This is a genomic window from Pseudomonas sp. TKO26 (genome assembly GCF_003225665.1).
Taxonomy (GTDB): Bacteria; Pseudomonadota; Gammaproteobacteria; order Pseudomonadales; family Pseudomonadaceae; genus Aquipseudomonas; species Aquipseudomonas saponiphila.
In genome coordinates this window covers 1-17,626 of record NZ_QKLN01000041.1, presented here as the reverse complement: position 1 = coordinate 17,626, position 17,626 = coordinate 1, and the positions used below count along the sequence as shown (strand labels likewise).

The following is a 17,626-nucleotide window of genomic DNA, read 5'->3' as shown; positions in this document are numbered from 1 at the left end:
AATGAAAACAATTATCAAATGGCCGCCTCGCCCGGCACGGCGTGCTTGCTCCTTTCGATGCCAGCTCAGTCTGGCATGTCACACGGACAGTCGCTTCGCGGGCCTCACTGCTATCAAAGGAAATCTACTTATGCGCCTGAGTGCCAGCGCCCTCGCGTTCTGGGTCGCACTGCTGGTGAGCCCGTGGGCCGCCGCCGAGGAGTTGCCGCAGCGTTGGGTCAGTGCCGGGGGCGCCTTGTCCGAGTGGGTGGTGGCCCTGGGGGCGGAGCCCAAGCTGGTGGGGGTCGATACCACCAGTCAGCACCCGGAGTCGCTCAAGGCCTTGCCGAGCATCGGCTATCAAAGGCAGCTGTCGGCGGAAGGCATTCTCAGTCTGCGCCCGGATATTCTGCTGGGGACTGAAGAAATGGGCCCGCCGCCGGTGCTTGCGCAGATTCGCAGTGCCGGGGTCAAGGTCGAGCTGTTTTCTGCTCAAGCCGACCTGCCGACCCTGCAACGCACCCTGCGCCAGTTGGGGCGACTCCTGGGGCGCGAGGACCAGGCCGGGCAATTGTTCAGCGCCTATCAACAGCGTCTTGAGCAACAGCGGGCCTGGATTGCACAAGTGCAGGAACAGCAGGCGGCGCCTGGAGTGCTGTTGCTACTGGGGCACGCGGGAGGCAAGCCGCTGATCGCCGGCAAGGACACGGCCGCCGACTGGCTGTTGCAACAGGCCGGCGCGCGCAACCTGGCGACCCATAGCGGTTACAAGCCGTTTTCGGCGGAATCCCTGGCGGGACTGAATCCTCAGGTGCTGGTGTTCTCCGACCGCAGCCTGAGTGGCGATGCGGCCCGCGTTGCGCTGTTCAAGGAAAGTCCGGTGTTGGCCTCCACTGCCGCGGCCAAGGCTGGGCGGGTGGTGGAGCTGGATCCGACCTTGCTGGTGGGCGGCTTGGGGCCGCGTCTGCCAGATAGTCTGAAACGCCTGGCGGCGGCCTTCTATCCTCAGGCCAAGCCTGCCCCATGAGCCGCCTGGTCAAACCTCGAACGCTGTTTCTCGGGCTTGGCGCCCTGTGTGTATTGGCTATCTGGCTGTCCCTGGCGCTGGGGCCGGTCAGCCTGCCCTTGATCGATACCTTGCGTGCCGCCTTGCGCCTGATCGGGTTACCCATCGATGGGCAGGGGCTGGAGCAGGCAGAGTTGATCCTTGGACAGATCCGCTTGCCACGGACCCTGCTCGGTCTGGCGGTGGGCGGGGTGCTGGCGCTGTCCGGCGTGGCCATGCAGGGGCTGTTTCGCAACCCCTTGGCTGATCCCGGGTTGGTGGGCGTATCCAGTGGGGCGGCATTAGGGGCGGCAATCGCCATTGTTGGCGGCTCGATGTTCGGCGGCGTGGCGGAATCTATCGCGCCTTACCTGCTTTCGCTCTGTGCCTTTCTCGGCGGGCTTGGGGTCACGGCATTGGTCTATCGCCTGGGCCGGCGCAATGGCCAGACTCACGTGGCGACCATGCTGCTGGCGGGGATCGCCCTGACCGCCCTGGCCAGTTCGGCGGTGGGCTTGTTCACCTACCTGGCCGATGACGCGACCTTGCGTACCCTTACCTTCTGGAACCTGGGCAGTCTTAACGGTGCCAGTTATCAGCGCCTGTGGCCGTTGTTGCTGGTGACGGTGCTGGTGGCCCTGTGGCTGCCCCGCAGGGCCAAGGCGTTGAATGCACTGCTGCTGGGCGAATCAGAGGCCAGGTACCTGGGCATTGATGTCGAAGGGCTCAAGCGGGAGCTGGTGTTCTGCACCGCCCTGGGCGTGGGCGCCGCGGTAGCCGCGGCAGGCATGATCGGTTTCGTGGGCCTGGTGGTGCCCCATCTGGTGCGTCTGTTGTCAGGGCCGGATCACCGAACCCTGCTTCCGGCATCGATCCTGGCGGGGGCCAGTCTGTTGCTGCTGGCCGATCTGGTGGCGCGCCTGGCGCTGGCGCCGGCCGAGTTGCCCATTGGCATTGTCACCGCCTTTATCGGCGCTCCGTTCTTTCTCTACCTCTTGCTGCGAGGGCGTGCCTGATGTTGCGAGTCGAGAACCTGCATGTGCGGCGCGGGGATAAAGAGGTGCTGGTGGGGATCGATCTGCAACTTCTGCCCGGGCAAGTGCTGGGGGTGCTGGGCCCCAATGGTGCCGGTAAAAGCAGCCTGCTTGGGGCCCTGAGCGGCGAGCTGACGGCGCATCAGGGACGGGTGTTGCTGGATGAGCAGGAGATGGCGCAATGGCCGGGGGCGGCACGGGCGCAACGTCTGGCGGTATTGCCCCAGGCGTCGAGTCTGGATTTTGCTTTTAGGGTCGAGGAAGTGGTGGCGCTGGGGCGCCTGCCTCATCACAGCGGCCGTGAGCGGGATGCACAGATAGTCGACGCTGCCCTGGAGGCCGCCGATGTGGCTCATCTGCGAGGGCGCAGCTACCTGGCGTTGTCGGGGGGCGAGCGTCAGCGGGTGCATCTGGCGCGGGTCCTGGCGCAATTGTGGCCAGGCCAGGCCGGGCATCATTTGCTGTTGGACGAACCGACTTCGGCCCTCGATCCGTTGCACCAGCACGTGACCTTGCAGGCCGTCCGGGCATTCGCCGATCGGGGTGTCGCGGTGCTGATCATTCTCCATGACCTGAATCTGGCGGCGCGTTACTGTGATCGGGTGCTGCTGCTGGAGGGCGGGCACCCCCATTCCCTGGGCGTGCCGGCCGAAGTGCTGCGACCCGAGCCGCTGAAGGCGGTCTTTGGCCTGGAGGTCCTGGTACAGAAACACCCTGAGCGTGGGCACCCGCTGATCATTGCCCGTTGACCCGTAACACGGAGAGCCTTGATGCGTACCCTGCCGCTTGTGCTGTCAGCCCTGTTGCTCGCGGCTTGTCACGTTAGCCGCGAGCCTGCGCCGCCGCCCGTGGTGCCGGACCCGGGCAGCATTCTTGATCTGCGCACGGGGCAGGCGCTGAGTCCGGGGGAATTGGTCGAGCGCCTGGCGCGAGCGCCCCGGCTGATCGTCGGCGAGCAGCACGACAATGCCGATCATCACGTTTTGCAGCTTTGGCTACTGCGCTCGCTGGCCCAGGAGCGCCCTCAGGGCAGCCTGTTGCTGGAGATGCTCAATCCCGATCAGCAGCCCGGCGTCGACAAGGTCAAGCGTGAGGCGGCCGGGCAGCGCTTGCCTGATGACCTGATCAAGGCGTTGGCCTGGCAGCCGGGTTGGGATTGGGGGCTCTACGGGCCGGTGGTGAGCTATGCCCTGAAGCAGCCTTATCCCTTGTTGGCAGCCAATCTGGATCGACAGGAAATACGCCGGATCTATACCCAGGTGCCGGTTCTTGGTGGCATGCAGAGCAATGCCTCGTCCGTGACCCAGGCGTTGTCGGCGCAGATTCGTGAATCCCACTGTGGCTTGCTGCCTGAGGCCCAGGTGCCGGCGATGTTGGCGGTGCAGCAGCAACGGGATCGGCGCATGGCCGAGCGATTGCTGGCGGCGCCGGTACCGGCCATGTTGCTGGCGGGGGCCTTTCATGGGCGCCGTGACCTTGGGGTGCCTCTGCACATGGCTGATCTGGACCTGCGCCGGCCAGTCGTGGTGTTGCTCCTGGCGGAGCGCGGGAGCAGTGTGCCCGCTGCCGCGGCGGACTATGTCTGGTACACGCCGCCTCAGCCAGCCAAGGATTATTGCGCGCAACTGAAACCCTGATCGGCGGTGCTGTTTCACGGGCGAAAAAAGACCCGGCAAGAGCCGGGTCAAATAACCGTGATTAGCCTGATGAGGAGATAATCTGAGAGTCCGAACCACTGGTCTTTCAGCTTATCGACTGATCTCGCGACCAGTTGTGATAATCATAACGATTCTCATTTCGAAGTCAACCGGGCTTTTTCAGTTCCTGCGCATTTTTGTCAAACGCCCGTTTGGATTCTCGGTGAGTCTATTCCCGGGCATGGCTGTTCAAGGCCATCAGGCGGGTCACTTCCTTGTTCAGCAGGTCAATGCGGCGGGCCATGCTTTCGATCAGGCTGTGAGCGATGCGCGGATTGCTCTGCGTCAGGCTGAGAAAGTGCTCCTTGGGGATCAGCATGATTGTGCTCGGTTCATTGGCAATGACGCTGGCACTGCGCTTTTCTCCGGTGAAGACCGCCATGGCGCCAAAGATCTCATCCTTGGGCACGTCGCCCACTTTGTGCCCGTCGACAAAGGCCTCGGCATGGCCTTCGAGAATTACGAACACGTGATCGGCTTCATCCCCCTGGGTAATCAGTACTTCTCCCGGCTCCACCCGCTTGAAGCCGTTGTTGCTGCGCAACTCGGGCGGCTTCAGGCGGGCTATCGCATCGCAGAGCAGGGCGGTCTGGCCGATCAGGTACTGCAGCAGCCATTCCGAGCGCTGTTCGTCAGCGTAGATATGGCGGAACACCTCGGTCCGCAAATAGGGCGTCAGGCTCAGTGGTACATCGCAGCCCAGTCGGTACTGAGGGTGTTCGACACCCCGCCGCAGTCCTACCAGATCGCCTTCATGCAGGTAGAACAGCGGACGCTCTTCAACGCTGGCCTGGATCACGCCACTGGCCAGCAGGAACAACTGATGCTCGGGCAAGAGGCCCGACAGATCCGCCACAGGTTCAACGTCCAGCGTGGCACCGCAGGGCGAAAGGCCCTCCAGCAACTGGGCCGGGATACTTTGCAGTCGGTTGATCAACGCATCGGCGTAGGCCGGTTGCTCCCCCATCAGATACATAAGGTTCTGCCAGTCAGTTCTTGTGACGAGAGGATATGGCGTCCAATTGCTTGTTCAGCGCCTCTTTGCGTTCGGCGGGAAGCTCGTTCCAGTGCATGTCCATCAACGCGCCTTCGATGGCGTACAGCAGCACTTTCGAGGCCCGAAAACCCCGGGTGCGTACAGCCCTGTATGCGTCCACCGCGCCCAGGCGGCGCAGGTCCGATGCGCTGTGGATGCCCACTGCATGCAGCCACTGTGCCGATGTCTTGCCAAGGTTCTTCAGGTGTTGCAGTTCATCATTCATTAAGCCTCCTGGCGATGGCCGAATGGTGAGTGGGCAGCCTCTCAGGAGTGTAGCGCTCAGTAGAAAATGCGCTGTTCGTTGGTCGGGTTTGGCGCAAATGCTTCTAAGGCAGTGCGGTCAAGGCGCGATGGGCGGGTGTATGCGGGCATTGTGCCGGGGGGAGGGGAAGAGCGGGGATGGTCCACAGTCCGGCGCACAGCAAGGCGCCGGACAGAACGATTGCAGGGGACTTTAGCGGGTGTTGTAGCGCAGTCGGGTGCCGAAGTTGACCGACATGAGGATTTCATCGGCCGTCAGTTCGACCGGGAAGTAGGCACCGGAGATCTGTGCATGGGCCAGGCTGGCGCCTTCCATGGTGGCATTGCGCAGGTCCAGGCCGCGCAGATCGGCGGAACGGAAGTAGGCGTCAGTGAAATCGATGCCCTGGGCGTTCAACTGTCGCAGGTCGAGGCCGCGAAAGTCGCCACCACGCATGTCGATGGGGCGATCCTTTGGACGCTCGCGGTTGAAGCCGACGATATCGTCCTTATGCAGCAGGGCGTAAAGCGGAGTATCCAGAAGTTTCGGTTGGCTCATGGCGACGTCACCAGTGTTGGATTTATGACGCCAGTATAGTGCCACTGTTTTTCAGCCGTGAAGTCTTTGCACTTCACGGCTGAAATTAGCGCTTACAGGCCAGGCAGACGCTGGCGGATGTTGGCAACCAGGGCATCCAGGCTGCCGCTTTCGTTGGTTTCAATGCGCTTGCTGCGCAGCAGTTCTTCGTCGGTCAGGGCCTCGCGAGTGGCTTGCTGGGTCGCAATCACTTCCAGGGTCGCATCGGACGGATCGTTCTGATCGGCCTGGCGTTGCGCCAGCCAGCTCGCAATCACCGCTTCTGGCGCATTGCAGTCGATGATCAGGCACGGCGTGCCGGTGGCTTCGGCGACCTTGGCCGCTGCATCCCGCTGGGCGCGCTTGAGGTAGGTTGCATCGATCACGACCGGGAAGCCGGCGCGCAGGATGGTCTCGGCGATTTCATGCAGGCGCGCATAGGTGGCGCTGCTGGCCTCAGTGCTGTAGATGCCGGCGTGGGGATCGTTGGGTACCTGCTGCTCGCCGAACAGACGCTTGCGCTCGACGTCGGAGCGCAGGCGGATGGCGCCCAGGGCTTCCACCAGACGCATGGCCACACGGCTTTTGCCCACCGCCGAGACGCCCGAGGTGATGGCCAGGAAGCGCGAAGGGATGGTGCTGTAGCTTTCCGCCAGATTGGCGTAGTTGCGGTATTGACGCAGGGTGGTGGCGCGCTGCACGGGAGTGGCCTCGGCAGGCAGGCTGAACAGGCTGACCTTGGCGCGTACCAGGGCGCGATAGGCTTTGTAGAAATTGAGCAGTTCCAGGCCTTGGTAGTCGCCGGTCAGTTCCAGGTACTGGCTGATGAAGCGCCGTGCCAGGCTTTTCAGGCCACGGTCTTCCAGGTCCATGGCGAGGAAAGCGGTGTCGGCATAGACATCGGTGAAGCGGAAGGGCTCGTTGAATTCGATGCAGTCGAAGATCACCACCTTGCCGTCGATCAGGGTCGCGTTGCCCAGGTGGATATCACCGTGGCACTCACGGATGAAACCTTCGCTCTTGCGTTGCGCCAGCAGCGGCTTGAGGCGTTCGAAGCTGGTTTCTGCCCAGGCTTCCAGGGCTTCCAGTTGCAGCAGGTCGGCCTTGTCGCTGAGAAACGGACGGATCTGTTCGAAATTCTGGCGCACGGGGGCCATCACGCTTTCTGGTGTACCGGCTTCGTGTGCTGCCGGGACTTGCGGGGCGCTGAGATGGAATTGAGCGATCTGTTGCGCCATCTCGTCAATGTGCGCGGTGGTCAGTTCGCTATTGGCCTGCAAGGTGCTGAGCAGTTGGCTTTGTGGAAACTGGCGCATTTTCAGCGCGTATTCGATGACCGGGCCGCTGCCACCCAGCTCAGGGGTTTCGGCGCTGCCGGTGATCGGCAGGACTTCCAGGTACAGGTCCTGGGTCAGACGCTGGTTCAGGCGCAGCTCTTCGCCACAGAAATGCTCGCGGGACTCGAGGCTGGTGAAGTCGAGGAAACCGAAATTGACCGGCTTTTTCACTTTGTAGGCAAAGGGGCCGGTGAGCAGTACCCAGGAGATGTGGGTTTCGATGACCTGAAACCCTTCAACGGGATGAGGATACAGAGCGGGGTTTTGCAGGGCGGCGATCAGTGACTGGCTCACAGGCGATCCTTCAGAGTCGGGAAAATCGAGGGCGTCATTATGGCGGTTGGCAGGGGTAACGCAAACCTCGGGTGGCGCATGTTGAGGATGAATAAAGTGCGTATAATCCGCCGCCATGACTCGTACCCGATCCCCCCGTTCCGCTAAAAAAACTCCCTCTGGTGGCCTGCGCCGCTGGCTGGGCTGGGCGCTCAAGCTCAGCCTGGTTGGTCTGGTGGTGCTCGCCGGCTTTGCGGTTTACCTCGATGCCGTGGTCCAGGAAAAGTTCTCCGGCAAGCGCTGGACCATTCCGGCCAAGGTCTATGCCCGGCCGCTTGAGCTGTTCGTCGGACAAAAGCTCAGCAAGGAAGACTTCCTGACGGAGCTCGATGCCTTGGGCTACCGTCGCGAGAGTGTGGCCAACGGTCCCGGCGCTGCGGCGGTCAGTGGCAATACCGTCGACTTGAACACCCGTGGCTTCCAGTTCTACGAGGGACTGGAGCAGGCGCAAGCGGTCCGTGTGCGTTTCTCGGGCGACTATGTGGCGGAGCTTTCCGGCAGCAAGGGAGCCAAGTTGGCGGTGGTCCGTCTGGAGCCGTTGCTGATCGGTGGCCTGTATCCGAAAAACCTTGAAGATCGAATCCTGATCAAGATCGATCAGGTCCCGCCCTATTTGCTGGAAACCCTGGTGGCGGTGGAAGACCGTGATTTCTATTCGCACTTTGGCGTATCGCCGAAGTCGATTGCCCGCGCGATCTGGGTCAACACCTCGTCGGGGCAGATGCGTCAGGGCGGTAGTACTCTGACTCAGCAGTTGGTGAAGAACTTCTTCCTGACCAACGAACGCAGCCTGTCGCGCAAGCTCAACGAAGCGATGATGGCGCTGTTGCTGGAGCTGCATTACGACAAGCGGGAGATTCTCGAGGCCTATCTCAACGAGGTGTTTGTCGGTCAGGACGGTCAGCGTGCGGTGCACGGTTTCGGTCTGGCCAGCCAGTTCTTCTTCAGCCAGCCGTTGTCCGAGCTCAAGTTGCATCAGGTGGCGCTGTTGGTAGGGATGGTCAAAGGGCCTTCCTACTACAACCCGCGGCGTTACCCGGAACGTGCCTTGGAGCGACGCAATCTGGTGCTCGATTTGCTGGCGCAGCAGGGCGTGGCTACACCCGAACAGGTGGAAGCAGCGAAGAAGATGCCGCTTGGCGTGACCAAGCGCGGCAGCCTGGCGGACAGCTCGTTCCCCGGTTTCCTTGATCTGGTCAAGCGTCAGTTGCGTGAAGACTACCGCGACGAAGACTTGACCGAGGAAGGCCTGCGAATCTTCACCAGTTTCGATCCGATCCTGCAGATGAAGGCCGAAGCCTCGGTCAACGACACCTTCAAGCGTCTGGCCGGGCGCAAGGGGGCGGAGGATGTCGAGGCCGCCATGGTGGTGACCAATCCGGAAACCGGTGAGGTCCAGGCCATGATCGGCAGTCGACAAGCCAGTTTCGCCGGCTTCAACCGGGCATTGGACGCAGTGCGACCGATCGGCTCGTTGATCAAGCCGGCGGTTTACCTGACGGCCCTGGAGAAACCCAGCCAGTACACCCTGACCAGTTGGCTCTCCGATGAGGCGTTTTCGGTGAAGGGCGCTGATGGCCAGGTATGGAAGCCGCAGAACTATGATCGACGCTCCCATGGCACGATTTTCCTGTACCAGGGGCTGGCTCATTCCTACAACTTGTCCACCGCTCGACTCGGGCTGGAAGTCGGTGTGCCGAACGTTCTGAAGACCCTTGGACGCTTGGGTGTGACCCGTGAATTCCCGGCGTTTCCGTCGATGCTGCTCGGCGCCGGTGGCCTGAGTCCGATGGAAGTGGCGACCATGTACCAGACCCTGGCCAACGGTGGCTTCAATACGCCCATGCGCGGGATCCGCAGCGTGCTGACAGCCGAGGGCGAGCCGCTCAAGCGTTATCCGTTCCAGATCCAGCAGCGCTTCGATGCCGGTTCGATCTATCTGATTCAGAGCGCGATGCAACGCGTGATGCGCGAAGGCACGGGCAGCTCGGTGTACAACGTGTTGCCCAAGACCCTGGCGCTGGCGGGCAAGACCGGTACCAGTAATGACTCGCGTGACAGTTGGTTCGCTGGTTTCAGCCAGGATCTGCTGGCGGTGGTCTGGCTGGGCCGTGACGATAACGGCAAGACACCGTTCACCGGTGCCACGGGCGCCCTGCAGGTCTGGACCAGTTTCATGCGCAAGGCCGATCCGCTGCCGCTGGACATGCCGCAGCCGGACAACGTGGTGCAGGCCTGGGTCGATTCGCGTACCGGGCAGGGCTCCGATGCCAACTGTCCGGGTGCTGTGCAGATGCCGTATATTCGCGGCAGCGAACCGCCTCCCGGTGCTTCTTGCGGTGGTGAAACCCCGGCAGGTAGCGATTCGGTGATGGATTGGGTCAAGGGCTGGATGAACTAAGCGATGAGGGTTTGACGTGAACAAGTGGTGGGTTCCAGCTATTACAGCTCTGGCGTTGCTCAACGGTTGCGCCAGTGTGCAGCGCGGCTCCATTCCCGTCGTGGACTCCGGTACTACCGTGTCCAACAGCGAGCGGATTTCCGCCACCGGCGGCTTTCGCCAGACGACCATCAAGCGTCCGGCGCAGGCTCAGGCTCGGGCCATTCCGGAAGATTCCGGGGTGGTGGTGATGGTCCCAGGTGGCGGCGCAACCGCGTCGGCGCCGATCAGCAGCTCGCCGATCACTCCGGGGCCTGTGACTTCCGGGCCTATTACGCCGGGGCCGGTGGAGGGTGGCGGTTATCAGTCGGCACCGATCAATCAGGGCACCTACAACATGCCTTCGACGCCGAGCGGGATTCCGTCGGCCCGGGCTGGTGGTCTGTCGGCTGATGAGCAATTGGACGGGCCCGTGCTGGCGCTGCTGACCACGGCTCAGCAACAGCAATCCAGTGGCGATCTGAATGGTGCTTCCTCCAGTCTGGAGCGTGCACAGCGTGTCGCGCCGCGCGAGCCCCAGGTGCTCTACCGTCTGGCACAGGTGCGCATGGCCCAGGGCGATGCTCCCCAGGCTGAACAGTTCGCCCGCCGTGGCCTGAGCTTCGCCAATGGCCGCCCCGATCTGCAGGCTAGCTTGTGGGAGCTGATTGCCCAGGCGCGGGAGAAGCAAGGTGATGCCGCCGGTGCTGCCCAGGCGCGGCAGAAAGCCCGAGTCTCGCTGTGATGGATGAGCGCTTTCCGAAGATCGCCGAGCAGTTGCTGCTGATTGAGCGTGAATTGCGTGTTCAGGGCCTGTGGGACGAGGCTGTGCCCAGCGCTGAAGCGCTGGCCAGCACTCAGCCTTTTGCCGTGGACACCCTGGAGTTCGAGCAATGGCTGCAGTGGATCTTCCTGCCGCGCATGAAGGTGATCCTGGAGCAGGATTTGCCGTTGCCCAACGCCTCCGGTATCCAGGAAATGGCTGAGATGGTGTTCTCCACTCGCCCGATGCAGGGGCGCGACCAGCAGTTGCGAGTTCTGCTCAAAGAGTTTGATCAACTCATCGTCGCTACCCGCTGAATCACGACTGCCAGGTATGCCTGGCAGTCGCTGCTTTTCCTCTCTTGCACCCCCGTTCCTGACGTCATAGGCCGCCCCTTCAACAGGCGTGTTCTTTCCTGCGCGCTGCTCTCGCGATGTCGTTCAATACGGTGCGTGGCAATCTGGCAATAGGGCACAGGCGAAAGTCCGGCTTCGTATTTCTGAGAAGCTTGCTGAAGTTTGCGCAATTGAAGCGCAGAGAGTTGCCGGTTTTGAGTTTTTTCTTGCGTTCTCATGCGCTTAGTTCGAATTAACTACATAGACGACTTGACTTGAAGAGGACGAAACAGAAGAATCCAAAGTCCGCTGTAGAGGGACTGCCAGAAGCAGACCCACTCAGCAGATCATGAGGCGCACATCCGCGCCGAAGTGCTACACCCGCAACGCGTTACCTCGCGCTGGGTGGGAAAACCCCGCAACACTTTGGGGCGCTCCCAATACTTGCTCAGTCAGTGCTGACGTAGTCGGCGACCACCGTCGCTCATGCTCTGCTGAGAAGTAAACCTATTAAGACCCGCTCCCTTTTGAGGGCGGTATTCTGGCGTTTTAGAGGTGAACAACGTGGAGCTTTTATCTGGCGGTGAGATGCTCGTCCGCTTTTTGCGTGACGAAGGCGTCAAATATATCTACGGGTACCCGGGTGGTGCTCTCCTTCATGTTTACGATGCCCTGTTCAAAGAGCCGGAAGTGACCCACATCCTGGTTCGTCACGAACAAGCGGCAACCCATATGGCTGACGGTTATGCCCGTGCCACCGGTAAAGCCGGTGTGGTACTGGTGACTTCTGGCCCGGGCGCGACCAATGCCATTACCGGTATTGCCACCGCCTACATGGACTCGATTCCAATGGTGATCATTTCCGGTCAGGTGCCTAGCACCATGGTCGGTACCGACGCGTTCCAGGAAACCGACATGATCGGTATCTCCCGGCCGATCGTGAAGCACAGCTTCATGATCAAGCACGCTTCGGAAATCCCGGAAGTCATGAAGAAGGCGTTCTACCTGGCGCAATCAGGTCGTCCAGGTCCGGTGGTGGTTGATATCCCCAAGGACATGACTAACCCGGCTGAAAAGTTCGAATACGTTTTTCCCAAGAAAGCCAAGCTGCGCTCCTACAGCCCAGCTGTTCGCGGTCACTCCGGGCAAATCCGCAAGGCGGCAGAAATGCTCCTGGCGGCCAAGCGTCCTGTTCTTTATGCAGGCGGCGGTGTGATCCTGGGTGGCGGTTCCGCACCGCTGACCGAACTGGCCAAGATGCTCAATCTGCCAGTGACCAATACCTTGATGGGGCTGGGTGCATACCCTGGTACCGATCGGCAGTTCGTCGGCATGCTTGGCATGCACGGCAGCTACACCGCCAACCTGACCATGCACCACGCTGACGTGATCCTGGCCGTTGGTGCGCGCTTCGACGACCGGGTTATCAACGGTGCTCCGAAGTTCTGCCCGAACGCCAAGATCATCCATGTGGATATCGACCCGGCTTCCATCTCCAAGACCATCAAGGCCGATGTGCCTATCGTCGGTCCTGTGGAAAGTGTCCTGACTGAAATGGTCGCGGCACTCAAGGAAATCGGCGAGACCCCGAATAAAGACACGGTCGCCAGCTGGTGGAAGCAGATCGACGAGTGGCGCGGTGATCGTGGCCTGTTCCCTTACGACAAGGGCGACGGCAGCATCATCAAGCCGCAAACGGTGATCGAGACTCTGTGCGAAGTGACCAAGGGCGATGCCTTTGTCACCTCTGACGTGGGCCAGCACCAGATGTTCGCGGCGCAGTATTACAAGTTCAACAAGCCCAATCGCTGGATCAACTCCGGCGGCCTGGGCACCATGGGCTTCGGCTTTCCGGCGGCCATGGGGGTCAAGTTGAGCTTCCCTGATAATGATGTCGCCTGTGTCACCGGCGAAGGCAGTATCCAGATGAATATCCAGGAACTGTCCACCTGCCTGCAGTACGGTCTGCCGGTCAAGATCGTCAACCTGAACAACGGCGTGCTGGGTATGGTGCGCCAATGGCAGGACATGAGCTACGGCAGCCGCCACTCGCACTCTTACATGGAATCGCTGCCTGACTTCGTCAAGCTGGTCGAGGCCTACGGTCACGTGGGCATGCGTATCACGGACCTGAAGGATTTGAAGCCGAAGATGGAAGAAGCGTTCGCCATGAAGGATCGCCTGGTATTCCTCGATATCCAGGTCGATACCAGCGAGCACGTCTATCCGATGCAGATCAAAGACGGCTCTATGCGCGATATGTGGCTGAGCAAGACGGAGCGTACTTAATCATGCGGCACATCATTTCCTTGCTTCTGGAAAACGAACCGGGCGCTTTGTCTCGTGTAGTCGGTCTGTTCTCGCAGCGTAACTACAACATTGAAAGCTTGACCGTGGCACCGACCGAAGACCCGACCCTGTCGCGTCTGACCCTCACCACGGTTGGTCATGATGAGATCATCGAGCAGATCACCAAGAACCTGAACAAGTTGATCGAGGTGGTGAAGCTGGTGGACCTTTCGGAAAGTGCTCACATCGAGCGCGAGCTGATGTTGGTCAAGATCAAGGCCACCGGCGCCCAGCGCGCCGAGGTCAAGCGCACTACCGATATTTACCGTGGGCAGATCGTTGATGTCAGCGCTAGCGTGTATACCGTTCAACTGACCGGTACCAGCGACAAGCTCGACAGCTTCATTCAATCGATCGGCACCGCGTCGATTCTGGAAACCGTACGCAGTGGTGTCACCGGGATTGCCCGTGGCGACAAAGTACTGAGCATCTAACTCAAATTAGCGAATGGCCGGAACGGCCTGATATAGGGGAAATTCATGAAAGTTTTCTACGATAAAGACTGCGACCTGTCGATCATCCAGGGCAAGAAAGTTGCCATCATCGGTTACGGTTCCCAGGGCCACGCTCAAGCTTGCAACCTGAAAGACTCCGGTGTTGACGTGACTGTCGGCCTGCGCAAAGGCTCGGCCACTGTTGCCAAGGCTGAGGCCCATGGCCTGAAAGTGACCGACGTTGCTGCTGCCGTTGCCGGCGCCGACCTGGTCATGATCCTCACCCCGGACGAATTCCAGTCCCAGCTGTACAAGAACGAGATCGAGCCGAACATCAAGAAAGGCGCCACCCTGGCCTTCTCCCACGGCTTCGCTATCCACTACAACCAGGTTGTTCCGCGTGCCGACCTCGACGTGATCATGATCGCGCCGAAGGCTCCAGGTCACACCGTGCGTTCCGAGTTCGTCAAGGGCGGCGGTATTCCTGACCTGATCGCGATCTACCAGGACGCATCCGGCAACGCCAAGAACGTAGCCCTGTCCTACGCGGCTGGCGTGGGTGGCGGTCGTACCGGCATCATCGAAACCACCTTCAAGGACGAGACTGAAACCGACCTGTTCGGTGAGCAGGCTGTTCTGTGCGGCGGCACCGTTGAACTGGTCAAGGCCGGTTTCGAAACCCTGGTTGAAGCTGGCTACGCGCCGGAAATGGCCTATTTCGAGTGCCTGCACGAACTGAAACTGATCGTTGACCTCATGTACGAAGGCGGTATCGCCAACATGAACTACTCGATCTCCAACAACGCCGAGTACGGCGAGTACGTGACCGGCCCTGAAGTCATCAACGCCGAATCCCGTCAGGCCATGCGCAACGCTCTGAAGCGCATCCAGGACGGCGAGTACGCCAAGATGTTCATCAGCGAAGGTGCTACTGGCTACCCATCGATGACCGCCAAGCGTCGTAACAACGCCGCTCACGGTATCGAGATCATCGGTGAGCAACTGCGTTCGATGATGCCGTGGATCGGTGCCAACAAAATCGTCGACAAAGCCAAGAACTAAGTTCGAGTCTTGTCAGGGAAAACGCGGCCTAGGCCGCGTTTTTTCGTTTGGACGGGTAGGTTCTGGTATAAAGCTGGATCCTTTGTGGCCGAATCGCGGCCCTGGGTATCTGTCGAAACTTTTCACACCGTTGCAAGGTATTGTCCATGAGCGAACGTCCCGAAGAGCCAAACCAGGCCTCTGACGCCGAAAGCCTGCTACCGATCGATGAGCATGTCGAAGAAGGGCATGACGCTGAAGGCCGTAAAGTCCGGCATCGTGGTATCTATCTTCTGCCGAATCTGTTCACCACTGCGAACCTGTTCGCGGGGTTCTATTCCATCATCAGTTCCATGAGTGCCCAGAGCGCCTTGAGTGCCGGGGACGCGGCGGGGGCAAGCAAGTACTTTGCCTTTGCCGCCATTGCGATCTTTGTCGCCATGGTCCTTGATGGCCTGGATGGGCGCGTAGCCCGTATGACCAATACACAAAGTGCCTTTGGCGCCGAGTACGATTCGCTGTCGGATATGGTGGCGTTTGGCGTTGCCCCGGCATTGCTGGCCTTTGGCTGGGCCTTGGGCGATATGGGCAAGGTTGGCTGGATGGTTGCCTTCATCTATGTGGCGGGCGCGGCATTGCGTCTGGCGCGTTTCAATACTCAGGTGGGAACCGCCGACAAGCGATACTTCATCGGTCTGGCCAGTCCTGCGGCGGCGGGTGTGGTGGCGGGTATTGTCTGGGCTTTCAGCGATTACGGCATTCAGGGATCGAAGATGTCGTTCCTGGTGGCGTTGATGGTCGCGGCGGCGGGCATGCTGATGGTCAGCAACATCAAGTACAACAGCTTCAAGGACCTGGACCTGAAGGGGCGGGTGCCTTTTGTGGCGATTCTGGCGGTAGTGCTGGTGTTTGCCGTGGTGTTCAGCGATCCACCCCGCATCCTGCTGTTGGTGTTCCTCGCCTATGCGGCTTCGGGTCCGATCCAGTACCTGTTGCACCTGCGTCGTCGCAAAAGCGTCGAGTGATGTAATTTCCTCCATACTCCGCAGTCTATTGGTACATCTGTCCTCCAATGCTGCGGAGTTGCCATGTTATTCAAATTCCCCAAAGCGTCTGACTGCCATGAGTCGGATGTCACGCCAGAATCTCTTTATCTCTCTCGACGCAGTTTGCTGGGCGGTGCGGTAGCAGGCCTGGCATTCGCCGGTTTGCCCCGTTGGGCGGCTGCGCAAGATGCGACGCGTTATGCCGATGTGGAGCCGGGCCGTGCGCCGGCGTGGTTCTCCGACAAATTGGTGAGCACTCACTGGCAAGCCGTAACCGTCAAGGATGAGGCGATCACGCCGTTCAAAGACGCGACCCACTACAACAACTTCTATGAGTTCGGTACTGACAAGGGTGATCCGGCAGCTAACGCGGGTGCGCTCAAGACCGAGCCTTGGAGTGTGGTTGTTGACGGCGAGGTCGCCAAGCCTGGGCGCTATGCCCTTGAAGATTTCATGAAGCCTTACTCGTTGGAGGAGCGTATTTATCGACTTCGCTGCGTCGAGGCGTGGTCGATGGTGATTCCCTGGATAGGCTTTCCTATCTCGGCGCTGCTCAAGCAAGTGGAGCCAACCAGCAAGGCCAAGTTCATTCGTTTTGAAACGCTGCAGGATCCTAAGAGCATGCCGGGACAGCGTTCGGGTTTTGCCTTGATCGACTGGCCCTATGTTGAGGGTTTGCGTCTTGATGAGGCGATGAATCCATTGGCGATTCTTGCGGTAGGAATGTATGGGCGTGAGTTGCCCAATCAGAATGGTGCGCCATTGCGCCTGGTGGTTCCCTGGAAGTATGGCTTCAAAAGTGTGAAGTCTATTGTGCGTATCAGCTTGGTGGACGAGCAGCCAAAGACTACCTGGCAGAGTATTGCTGTCAATGAATATGGGTTTTACGCGAATGTGAATCCGACAGTTGATCATCCTCGATGGACTCAAGCGCGTGAGCGGCGTTTGCCCAGCAGCCTGTTCAGTCCAAATGTGCGGGAAACGCAGATGTTCAATGGCTACTCGGATGAGGTCGCTTCCTTATATAGCGGCATGGATCTGCGGAAGAACTACTGATGCGTTATTCGTTCTGGCGTATTGGCGTCTTTATCGCTGCGGCTATCTGGCCACTGTATTGGCTGTATGAGGCTTGGGGCTCGGTTCTCGGGCCTGATCCTGGCAAGGTGCTGGTTGATCGCCTGGGATTGGGGACGTTGGTGCTGCTGCTGATTACCTTGGCCATGACTCCCATGCAGAAGCTTACTGGCTGGCCGGGCTGGATAGCTGTGCGCCGACAACTGGGGTTGTGGTGCTTTGCCTATGTAGTGCTGCACTTGAGTGCCTATGGGGTATTCATTCTGGGGTTGGACTTGTCCCAGTTGGGCGTGGAGTTGCGCAAGCGGCCCTATATCTTTGTCGGAAGCCTAGGGTTCGTGCTTCTTTTGGTATTGGCGCTGACGTCCAATCGCTACAGTCAGCGTCGTCTGGGAGCGCGTTGGAAAAAGCTGCATCGCCTGGTTTATCTCATCCTGGGGCTTGGGTTGTTGCATATGCTCTGGATCGTTCGGGCTGATCTGAAGGAATGGGTGGTTTACGCTTCTGTAGGTGCGCTGCTGTTGGTGCTGCGTGTGCCGGCGGTGGTGCGTCGTATTCCCCGCCTGGCCGCTAAAAAACAACCGTCCGCAACAAAAACGTAATTAAAGGTTGACGGCAGATTCTACAGGTCTATAATTCGCCCCCACTTCCGGCGCAGTCGAAACGGAAAATTCCTTGAGATTCAACGAGTTACGCGGTTTTCGACAGCGGTTACGCTTCAGTTCATCGAAGCCAGAAGCAGTTGGCAAGGCAGTGTTTTTCGCCTTGTTAACGATTCGATCCTCTCGGTCGAAAGCGGTTGAAAAGAGGTGTTGACAGCAGCGTGTAACGCTGTAGAATTCGCCTCCCGCTAACGAGAGATCGAAAGCGCAAGTGGTTGAAGT

Annotated in this window: 17 protein-coding genes and 1 pseudogene; 13 read left to right on the top strand and 5 right to left on the bottom strand. The window is 60.0% G+C overall.

Annotated features, from left to right (window positions below; genetic code table 11):
- Positions 1-130 precede the first annotated feature (130 nt).
- From DNK59_RS29610 to DNK59_RS29595, 4 genes are read left to right on the top strand one after another with little or no spacing between them, the layout of a single operon-like run.
- Positions 131-1,006 carry a hemin ABC transporter substrate-binding protein gene (locus tag DNK59_RS29610; RefSeq protein WP_092310045.1) on the top strand — a complete coding sequence of 292 codons (876 nt, stop codon included), beginning with the start codon at positions 131-133 and terminating at the stop codon, positions 1,004-1,006.
- Positions 1,003-2,040: an iron ABC transporter permease gene (locus DNK59_RS29605; RefSeq protein ID WP_110725607.1), complete on the top strand. Its 1,038-nt coding sequence runs from the start codon at positions 1,003-1,005 to the stop codon at positions 2,038-2,040. Before DNK59_RS29610 ends, DNK59_RS29605 begins: the two co-directional genes overlap by 4 nt.
- The gene (locus DNK59_RS29600) at positions 2,040-2,807 is read left to right on the top strand and encodes a heme ABC transporter ATP-binding protein (protein WP_110725606.1); all 768 of its coding nucleotides are present in this window, start codon (positions 2,040-2,042) and stop codon (positions 2,805-2,807) included. Before DNK59_RS29605 ends, DNK59_RS29600 begins: the two co-directional genes overlap by 1 nt.
- A 21-nt stretch (positions 2,808-2,828) precedes the next feature.
- On the top strand, positions 2,829-3,695 hold the full coding sequence (locus DNK59_RS29595) for a ChaN family lipoprotein (RefSeq protein ID WP_110725605.1): 867 nt from the start codon (positions 2,829-2,831) through the stop codon (positions 3,693-3,695).
- Between the two features lie 229 nt (positions 3,696-3,924).
- Here DNK59_RS29595 and DNK59_RS29590 read toward each other — a convergent pair whose 3' ends face one another.
- The 4 genes from DNK59_RS29590 to DNK59_RS29575 all read right to left on the bottom strand — a co-directional run bounded on the left by DNK59_RS29590 (position 3,925) and on the right by DNK59_RS29575 (position 7,242).
- The gene (locus DNK59_RS29590) at positions 3,925-4,731 is read right to left on the bottom strand and encodes a Crp/Fnr family transcriptional regulator (protein WP_110725604.1); all 807 of its coding nucleotides are present in this window, start codon (positions 4,729-4,731) and stop codon (positions 3,925-3,927) included.
- A 13-nt stretch (positions 4,732-4,744) separates the two neighbouring features.
- Positions 4,745-5,017, bottom strand: a complete 273-nt coding sequence (locus DNK59_RS29585; protein WP_016964849.1) for a TfoX/Sxy family protein — start codon at positions 5,015-5,017, stop codon at positions 4,745-4,747.
- A 231-nt stretch (positions 5,018-5,248) separates the two neighbouring features.
- A complete protein-coding gene (locus DNK59_RS29580) occupies positions 5,249-5,593 on the bottom strand; it encodes a pentapeptide repeat-containing protein (protein ID WP_092310060.1) in 345 nt (114 codons plus the stop codon).
- Between the two features lie 92 nt (positions 5,594-5,685).
- A complete protein-coding gene (locus tag DNK59_RS29575; protein ID WP_110725603.1) occupies positions 5,686-7,242 on the bottom strand; it encodes a bifunctional aminoglycoside phosphotransferase/ATP-binding protein in 1,557 nt (518 codons plus the stop codon).
- Positions 7,243-7,357: 115 nt separating this feature from the next.
- On the opposite strand from DNK59_RS29575, the gene mrcB reads away from it, so the two are divergent.
- The 9 genes from mrcB to msrQ all read left to right on the top strand — a co-directional run bounded on the left by mrcB (position 7,358) and on the right by msrQ (position 17,344).
- A complete protein-coding gene (gene mrcB, locus DNK59_RS29570) occupies positions 7,358-9,682 on the top strand; it encodes a penicillin-binding protein 1B (RefSeq protein ID WP_110725602.1) in 2,325 nt (774 codons plus the stop codon).
- Positions 9,683-9,698: 16 nt separating this feature from the next.
- Positions 9,699-10,445 carry a M48 family metallopeptidase gene (locus DNK59_RS29565; protein WP_092310069.1) on the top strand — a complete coding sequence of 249 codons (747 nt, stop codon included), beginning with the start codon at positions 9,699-9,701 and terminating at the stop codon, positions 10,443-10,445.
- Positions 10,445-10,780: a YqcC family protein gene (locus tag DNK59_RS29560; RefSeq protein WP_092310072.1), complete on the top strand. Its 336-nt coding sequence runs from the start codon at positions 10,445-10,447 to the stop codon at positions 10,778-10,780. The genes DNK59_RS29565 and DNK59_RS29560 overlap by 1 nt, the downstream gene beginning before the upstream one ends.
- 582 nt (positions 10,781-11,362) lie before the next feature.
- Positions 11,363-13,087 carry an acetolactate synthase 3 large subunit gene (locus DNK59_RS29555; RefSeq protein WP_042940970.1) on the top strand — a complete coding sequence of 575 codons (1,725 nt, stop codon included), beginning with the start codon at positions 11,363-11,365 and terminating at the stop codon, positions 13,085-13,087.
- 2 nt (positions 13,088-13,089) lie between these two features.
- Entirely contained in the window at positions 13,090-13,581 is a 492-nt protein-coding gene (gene ilvN / locus DNK59_RS29550) for an acetolactate synthase small subunit (RefSeq protein ID WP_016964842.1), read from the top strand.
- Between the two features lie 45 nt (positions 13,582-13,626).
- Positions 13,627-14,643 (top strand): ketol-acid reductoisomerase, encoded by a 1,017-nt coding sequence (ilvC, locus tag DNK59_RS29545; protein WP_007959661.1) that lies wholly within the window; start codon positions 13,627-13,629, stop codon positions 14,641-14,643.
- A 146-nt stretch (positions 14,644-14,789) separates the two neighbouring features.
- A complete protein-coding gene (gene pssA, locus DNK59_RS29540; protein WP_092310075.1) occupies positions 14,790-15,647 on the top strand; it encodes a CDP-diacylglycerol--serine O-phosphatidyltransferase in 858 nt (285 codons plus the stop codon).
- A gap of 63 nt (positions 15,648-15,710) precedes the next feature.
- On the top strand, positions 15,711-16,724 hold the full coding sequence (msrP, locus tag DNK59_RS29535) for a protein-methionine-sulfoxide reductase catalytic subunit MsrP (RefSeq protein WP_110725601.1): 1,014 nt from the start codon (positions 15,711-15,713) through the stop codon (positions 16,722-16,724).
- Positions 16,724-17,344 (top strand): protein-methionine-sulfoxide reductase heme-binding subunit MsrQ, encoded by a 621-nt coding sequence (gene msrQ / locus DNK59_RS29530; protein WP_110725600.1) that lies wholly within the window; start codon positions 16,724-16,726, stop codon positions 17,342-17,344. Before msrP ends, msrQ begins: the two co-directional genes overlap by 1 nt.
- On the opposite strand, the pseudogene DNK59_RS32005 reads toward msrQ, so the two are convergent.
- Positions 17,345-17,626, bottom strand: a pseudogene (locus tag DNK59_RS32005) (hypothetical protein); the annotation flags it as partial.

What these genes read in the sequence shown, in the direction of transcription:
- ilvC (WP_007959661.1), top strand. Translation starts at nt 13,627, where the DNA reads ATGAAAGTTTTCTACGATAAAGACTGCGACCTGTCGATCATCCAGGGC.
- DNK59_RS29595 (WP_110725605.1), top strand. Translation starts at nt 2,829, where the DNA reads ATGCGTACCCTGCCGCTTGTGCTGTCAGCCCTGTTGCTCGCGGCTTGT.
- DNK59_RS29590 (WP_110725604.1), bottom strand. Translation starts at nt 4,731, where the DNA reads ATGTATCTGATGGGGGAGCAACCGGCCTACGCCGATGCGTTGATCAAC.
- msrQ (WP_110725600.1), top strand. Translation starts at nt 16,724, where the DNA reads ATGCGTTATTCGTTCTGGCGTATTGGCGTCTTTATCGCTGCGGCTATC.
- DNK59_RS29600 (WP_110725606.1), top strand. Translation starts at nt 2,040, where the DNA reads ATGTTGCGAGTCGAGAACCTGCATGTGCGGCGCGGGGATAAAGAGGTG.
- DNK59_RS29605 (WP_110725607.1), top strand. Translation starts at nt 1,003, where the DNA reads ATGAGCCGCCTGGTCAAACCTCGAACGCTGTTTCTCGGGCTTGGCGCC.
- mrcB (WP_110725602.1), top strand. Translation starts at nt 7,358, where the DNA reads ATGACTCGTACCCGATCCCCCCGTTCCGCTAAAAAAACTCCCTCTGGT.
- DNK59_RS29560 (WP_092310072.1), top strand. Translation starts at nt 10,445, where the DNA reads ATGGATGAGCGCTTTCCGAAGATCGCCGAGCAGTTGCTGCTGATTGAG.
- pssA (WP_092310075.1), top strand. Translation starts at nt 14,790, where the DNA reads ATGAGCGAACGTCCCGAAGAGCCAAACCAGGCCTCTGACGCCGAAAGC.
- DNK59_RS29610 (WP_092310045.1), top strand. Translation starts at nt 131, where the DNA reads ATGCGCCTGAGTGCCAGCGCCCTCGCGTTCTGGGTCGCACTGCTGGTG.
- msrP (WP_110725601.1), top strand. Translation starts at nt 15,711, where the DNA reads ATGTTATTCAAATTCCCCAAAGCGTCTGACTGCCATGAGTCGGATGTC.
- ilvN (WP_016964842.1), top strand. Translation starts at nt 13,090, where the DNA reads ATGCGGCACATCATTTCCTTGCTTCTGGAAAACGAACCGGGCGCTTTG.
- DNK59_RS29580 (WP_092310060.1), bottom strand. Translation starts at nt 5,593, where the DNA reads ATGAGCCAACCGAAACTTCTGGATACTCCGCTTTACGCCCTGCTGCAT.
- DNK59_RS29585 (WP_016964849.1), bottom strand. Translation starts at nt 5,017, where the DNA reads ATGAATGATGAACTGCAACACCTGAAGAACCTTGGCAAGACATCGGCA.